Source organism: Leptothoe sp. LEGE 181152 (assembly GCF_032906605.1).
Lineage (GTDB): Bacteria > Cyanobacteriota > Cyanobacteriia > Phormidesmidales > Phormidesmidaceae > Leptothoe > Leptothoe turfae.
Genome location: NZ_JASATU010000006.1, coordinates 244,391 through 250,701 on the forward strand (window position 1 = coordinate 244,391; position 6,311 = coordinate 250,701).

Annotated in this window: 5 protein-coding genes; 4 read left to right on the forward strand and 1 reads right to left on the reverse strand. The window is 46.7% G+C overall.

Annotation, left to right across the window (positions count from 1 at the left end; translation table 11 throughout):
* The first annotated feature begins 202 nt into the window (after positions 1-202).
* Positions 203-424, forward strand: coding sequence for a DUF6737 family protein (locus QGP82_RS04310; protein WP_490793736.1), 222 nt, complete (start codon positions 203-205; stop codon positions 422-424).
* Entirely contained in the window at positions 421-798 is a 378-nt protein-coding gene (locus tag QGP82_RS04315; RefSeq protein WP_163666130.1) for a DoxX family protein, read from the forward strand. The genes QGP82_RS04310 and QGP82_RS04315 overlap by 4 nt, the downstream gene beginning before the upstream one ends.
* Before the next feature lie 104 nt (positions 799-902).
* Here the strand turns inward: QGP82_RS04315 and QGP82_RS04320 are convergent, their stop codons facing one another.
* Entirely contained in the window at positions 903-1,940 is a 1,038-nt protein-coding gene (locus QGP82_RS04320; protein WP_499057270.1) for a PDDEXK nuclease domain-containing protein, read from the reverse strand.
* 535 nt (positions 1,941-2,475) lie between these two features.
* Between QGP82_RS04320 and QGP82_RS04325 the strand changes: the two genes are divergently transcribed.
* Both QGP82_RS04325 and QGP82_RS04330 read left to right on the forward strand, forming a co-directional pair.
* Positions 2,476-3,711 (forward strand): BaiN/RdsA family NAD(P)/FAD-dependent oxidoreductase, encoded by a 1,236-nt coding sequence (locus QGP82_RS04325; RefSeq protein WP_499057272.1) that lies wholly within the window; start codon positions 2,476-2,478, stop codon positions 3,709-3,711.
* Positions 3,712-4,616: 905 nt separating this feature from the next.
* Positions 4,617-6,197: an SdrD B-like domain-containing protein gene (locus QGP82_RS04330; RefSeq protein WP_499057273.1), complete on the forward strand. Its 1,581-nt coding sequence runs from the start codon at positions 4,617-4,619 to the stop codon at positions 6,195-6,197.
* The last annotated feature ends 114 nt before the right edge of the window (positions 6,198-6,311 follow it).

Genomic DNA, 6,311 nt, shown 5'->3' on the forward strand with positions numbered 1-6,311 from the left:
TACTGAGCTTCCTAGGTTTTGCTAGTGTCTGTCGATGCTGGCAATTTCAGAACCGGGGTTGTCTGTTTTATGATGGGCAGCTCCTGGGGTGGGTTAACAAGGAGCGGGCGAGACAGCTTTACGCTGTTTCAACCGCTTTTTTTTTGCCATAGCGGTCAGCGGCCCAAGCTACCCTAAGCATGTGTGGTGTCTTGAGTTATCCATGGAAACATCCAAAAACCCCCAATCCCTATGGCAGCTAAAACCTTGGTGGTGCCAGCCATGGTCCATCGTTTTAACTGGCCTGGCTATCCCTACAATTAGCTGGATATGGCTGCATCGCTGGTGGATTACAACACCTGTTGCATTCGTGATTTTCGTCTGGTGGTATTTGTTTTTATATTTAGTCCCAAAGCAATACAAAACCACCCAATCTGACCTATGAAGTATCTACCCCTTGCCGCCCGTGTTTGCTTAGCGCTGATCTTTCTAAAAGCAGGCATTAATCATCTGATGGGCTTTTCTGATTTTGCTGACATGCTGGGTCAGCGTTTGCCCCTTGGCAGTCTATTAGCGGCTGCAACCATCACTTTTCAGCTCCTGGGGAGCCTGTCATTACTCCTGGGTTACAAGACCAAAATTGGCGCACTGCTGCTGGTTCTGTTTCTAATTCCAGCGTCGCTCATGTTTCACAATTTCGTAGCAGACCCTACTCAGATCAATTCATTTCTCAAGAACTTAGGCCTGATCGGTGGACTGCTCATGGTGATTGATGCTGGTGCAGGGGCTGTGAGTTTAGATAGAGCCCTCAAACATTAGTCTTTTGAATTTTGAGTGTTGGGTTTTCTAAGGGTTAACCATACGGCCCTGAACCATAGTCTGATACGACATCCTGACTGATAGGGTCAGAGTTCACAACTCACTCAACTCGTCCCAGGGAGTTGCGCATTGTCCAATTGTTGCTCCAGTTCTTCGACGGTGGGTAGCGTCCCTTGCAAATCCGCCGGTAGCTCACGCCCCAGCCGATGGGTGGCCACACCAATCGGCTTGTTGACATCCCGCAAAGAATACTCCGCCACCGTCGCATCATTGGACTTGCACAAAATCATGCCAATCGTAGGCTGGTCATCTGCATGACGCAGCAGATCATCGACTGCCGAGACAAAGAAGTTCATCTTGCCGGAAAACTCCGGTTCAAACTCACCTAACTTCAGGTCAATCACAACAAAGCAGCGTAGCTTCAGGTGGTAAAACAGCAAATCAATGGCATACTCCTTGCTACCCACCTGGATGGGATATTGGCTACCCACAAAGGCAAAGCCCACACCTAGCTCTAGCAAAAAATCTCGAATGTGGCCTAACAAAGATTGCTCCAGGTCCCGCTCTTGAGCATCGGCTGCCAGGGTTAGAAAGTCAAAATTGTAGGGATCTTTAATGAGATTTTTAGCCAGATCGGACTGGTCCGGGGGCAGCGTACGCTCAAAATTGTTGATGGCTGCGCTTTTCTGATGGTGTAGCCCCTGATCAATCTGCATAAGCAGCACATTGCGACTCCAGCCATGCTCAATGGTCTGGCGCGCATACCAAAGACGCTCTTCAGGATCCTTGAGAACATCCAACAGCCGCACATTATGGCCCCAGGGAATTTGTGAGAACACCTGGTGCACCAGCTGAGCATCAGGGTAGGCATCGGCAAAGGAACGCATGTACTTGAGGTTACGGGACGAAAAGCCAGTCATTTCAGGAAAGTCGCGTTTGAGATCCTTAGCGAGGCGATCAATGACTTTAGTGCCCCAACCTTCTTGCTGTTGACGGTCTAAAATTTCGCGTCCAATCTGCCAATAGAGCAGAATCAATTCTTGATTGACGGCTAAGGCTGCCTTAACCTGGGCCGAGCGAATACGATCCTTGAGGGATTGTAAAAATCGGCGGTAGTTATCGGGTGACAGGGGATTAGCCATGGGTGGCAAGCGAAGAGCAGTCTTTGGCGTCAAATTTAGCCCACTATAGCCCCACTTGCTGGCTGCGACTGCGCTCAACCAGCGGCCATGTCTGCATGGGTTGAGACCAAGATAGTGGCCTGTCTACATTGGCTGAGTGCAACGGATCTGACCTTTAGTAGTCATGCTTCATCTGTTACGTTTTGAAATAATTTATATTTTTTGTAACAATACCCCCAATAAAGAAATTGGCTGTCCAAAACCCTCAAGGTCTTAGACAGCCAAGGCAATCATCACTATTTAGCATCCTGACTTCTACTAAAGAAATCTGAGATGCCTTCACATTCATTAATATAAGCTAATAAAAGTACAAAATGTAAATTTTCTTATGAATGAGGGTAAATTCCATCAATGCGTCCCATGTCCCATGGATACCCTCGACCCATCAGGCAACAGAAACGATTCAAAACCATGTAGTGTGGTCAATGCCTGACATCTACAGAAACATTGTCCGTCAGAATCAGCCTTGCCCACCATTTTTAGGTATAGCCAGAGCGTGGAAAAGCAACGAGTAATAGTCATTGGTGGCGGTGCAGCAGGTTTTTTTGGCGCGATCGCAACCGCCCATGCCACCCCCAACGCCATCGTCACCCTTTACGAAGCCGGTCCCGAGTGTCTAGCCAAGGTGCGCATCTCCGGCGGTGGCCGCTGCAACGTCACTCACCACTGCTTTGAACCTGCCCAGCTGGTGCAGAACTATCCCCGTGGCGGCAAAGCATTGCGCGGCGCATTTTCTCGGTTTCAGCCCCAAGACACTGTTGACTGGTATCGCAACCATGGCGTCAAACTCAAAACAGAAGCGGACGGACGCATGTTTCCCGTGACCGATGACTCTGCCACCATCGTCGATTGTTTGATGAAAACCGCCCTAAAAGCAGGCATCATTATCAAAACTCGCTCGCCTGTAAAACAGGTAAGCGCAACAGAACCAGGTTTTTTAGTGGGGCTAAAGGAGGGCAATGTGAAGTGCGATCTCATCCTCCTGGCCACCGGCAGTAGTCCCCAGGGACACCGCATTGCCAAAAGTCTGGGCCACACCATTGAGCCACCGGTTCCCTCTCTGTTTACATTCACCATTAAAGATGCCGCCTTAAGGCAGCGCAGCGGCCTCTCCATGGACCCCGTAGAGGTAAAACTCAAACTGCCGGGCCAAAAGAAACCCCTTTCCCAAACAGGTCCAGTGCTGATCACCCATTGGGGTCTCAGCGGCCCAGCCGTTTTGAAACTATCGGCCTGGGGTGCGCGTGCCCTCCACGGGCAGAGATATAAAGGCACTGTGCTGATTAATTGGTTGCCCCAGCTGACACAGGATAATGTGCGAGCACTGCTGCAAACTGCTAGGGAGAAAGGGGGGAAACGTGCGATCGCAAATCACAATCCCACACCGGCCCCCAAACGTCTTTGGACCTATTTTGTCCAACGCGCCCAAATTGATCCCCAAGCCCAATGGACAACATTATCTAACAAAGCCATCAACAAACTCACCCAAGAGCTCTGCCAAGGAGAATACTCCCTCCAAGGCAAGGGCGTATTCAAAGAAGAGTTTGTCACCTGCGGCGGCGTTCGCCTCAAAGAGATTAACTTTAAAACCATGGAAAGCCGCCTCTGCCCTGGACTCTTCTTTGCAGGAGAGATTCTAGATATTGATGGCATTACCGGTGGTTTCAACTTCCAAAGTGCCTGGACAACAGGCTGGCTAGCAGGCCATGGGATCAATTCGTCACACCTTTGATGGCCCATACGCACTCAAATATGCATGCAACGAAAATATCATAGATAATCAACCTATAAGCACGATTCAAAAGGCACCATTAATTCAACATTACAAAAACAGAGACAAAAATAGAGATTTTTCCGGTTGAAGAAACACAGCAACTTAGCACGAGAAATGGTTAACATCTTGCCATTCAAATCAGTAGAAACAACTTTAATTGCTGAGTTCACAAAAGAATCAAAATACTTTGTAGTGTATTAAAAGATCTGAATACAGGAAACATTTACCCCCAAAGCTTTTTCAAAGATCAATATTATCTTCTTTGAAGACTGTATCCTTCATAAATAGACGCACCGAAGCAAACCAAGTTTTGTTGTTGAGTTCATAGAGGAACCACTTATGCTTCGTATTATATTTAAAGAGTTACATACAAATAACCATTATATTAGTGATGTGACAGCGAAACAGTTACTATGCTCCAAGTGCACATAAACAAGATAAAACAAAGGATGTCAACAACTTTCTTTGCGTTCGAACACCTCATTACCAGCATACAGCTTCAAATTCGTGCATATCTTGTTTATTGCTGAAGCATATGCAACAACTATATCTTCGAGTCTTAGGGGGACCTCCATAAGATTCAGAAACTGACAGAGTTTCTACGTCCTGGCATGGTTAGCTTTAGTTATCGTTAAAGCCCATTTTCCAGATTATTTAAATCTGCAATAGCTTCTCAATGGGCATCTGCCAATGTTGAAGAAGTTAACTGATCTGCCTGCCAAAAATACAAGGTTGCATCTCTTTGTTGAGCTGAATTGGCGGACCTTCTTTTGCCTGAACCAGTAGTAGGTGTAAGCCGTCAATAACTGTTTTCGCTTCACCATCTTGCTAGCAAATTCAACACACCAAGGAACACGATTTAAATGGATATCAAATCTCTAAGTGCTGCTTTGCCTGAGCAGCTAACATTGAAGGCTATCAATCGTATTCACCGTCATTATAGTGATCCTAACGATCCTAACGATTCAACATATGTGGATCTTGTGATTGAAGATGGAGGTGTCTTAAATGGCACATACGGTGGCTTTTGTATCGATAGCGACCGAGATATTGGGTTTGGTGTAGATGAAAACTTCAACGGTATCATCGATGCCAACACCAATGAAGTGGGGAGTAGCTATTCTGCCAAAGTTTATTCCAGCTACGAACCCTTACCCGATGAATTAGTGGGTCAGGGTCTCATCGAAAAACCTGAAAATCTAGACTTACTAAACTGGATTATCAATCAGGATTTTACTCAGCAAACCTCTCCTAGTGGTTCTGGGAATTACACTTGGGCAGACCTACAGAGGGCTGTTTGGACATTAATTGATGATGAAAACTCTACCGCTGGTGGCATTGGTGAAGAAGGGGACTACTGGCAACAGGAACGAGTAGATGAGATTGTTGCAGCAGCTCGTGCCAATGGTGAGGGGTTTGTTCCAAGCTATGGTCAAAAAATGGGGATTATTATTGTTCCCGATACAGATGGTGATGGTGCACCTGATGCACAGGTCCAGTTTGCGGCTATTGAGCTAGCCAAGCTAGGCGATAAAGTATTTGTTGACAGCAACCGTAATGGCATTCAAGATGCAACAGAAGTGGGGGTTGCAGGAACAACCGTCAATCTACTAACCGATGTTGATGGTGATGGCACTATAGAAGCTGATGAGGTGATCGACTCTACCACGACTGATAGCAATGGTGAGTATCATTTCACCGTTGTTGCTGGTGATTATAAAGTTCAGTTTGAAACACCTGATGGATTTGAATTTACCGATGCCAACACCGGTAATGATGCCCTGGATTCAGATGCAGATACAACCACAGGTCTTACTCACAAAATCACCCTAGACCCTGGTGAGTACGACAGCACCATTGATGCAGGAATTGTATCTGAAGCAACTGCAAGCCTGGGCGATCGCGTTTGGTACGACACCAATAAAAATGGCATACAAGATGCGGGTGAACAAGGCGTTGCAGATGTCAAAGTCACCCTGACGGGCGGTGGTGCAGATGGCATCATTGGGAATGCTGACGACACCACGGCTGAAACTGTCACTGATGCTAACGGCAATTACGCTTTCACAAACCTCAATGCGGGTGAAGAATATAAAGTCACATTCTCTCACTTACCCCAGGGTTATACATTTACCCAAGCTAATGCTGATGACATGACAACAGAAGAAGTCGTCTTTGAGTCCAGCTTTGAAAGCGTCAGCAATGGCAGTTTTATTAAGGCACCCCTAGAAGGATGGTGGTCAAAGGACGGTTATCTTGAGCTGCACTATAACCACTCAGCAGATGGGAACAACCACATCGAGCTGAATGATGACAGGCTGAATTATTACAATGATACCAGTCAAATTTATCGGAATATTGCGACTGAAACAGGTAAGCAATATACCCTCACATTCCAGTCAGCAGCCCGACCAGGGTACAATGCCGATGTCCTTAAAGGGTGACAAGGAACTTCAAGCCTATAGTCGGCAATGATTTGGGAAACTAAAAGGGCAAAAAAATAGGGGACTATGCAGCCCCCACAAAAAATAAAATGTTGCCTCAAGTATACCAAACGA

What these genes read in the sequence shown, in the direction of transcription:
- QGP82_RS04310 (WP_490793736.1), top strand. Translation starts at nt 203, where the DNA reads ATGGAAACATCCAAAAACCCCCAATCCCTATGGCAGCTAAAACCTTGG.
- QGP82_RS04330 (WP_499057273.1), top strand. Translation starts at nt 4,617, where the DNA reads ATGGATATCAAATCTCTAAGTGCTGCTTTGCCTGAGCAGCTAACATTG.
- QGP82_RS04320 (WP_499057270.1), bottom strand. Translation starts at nt 1,940, where the DNA reads ATGGCTAATCCCCTGTCACCCGATAACTACCGCCGATTTTTACAATCC.
- QGP82_RS04315 (WP_163666130.1), top strand. Translation starts at nt 421, where the DNA reads ATGAAGTATCTACCCCTTGCCGCCCGTGTTTGCTTAGCGCTGATCTTT.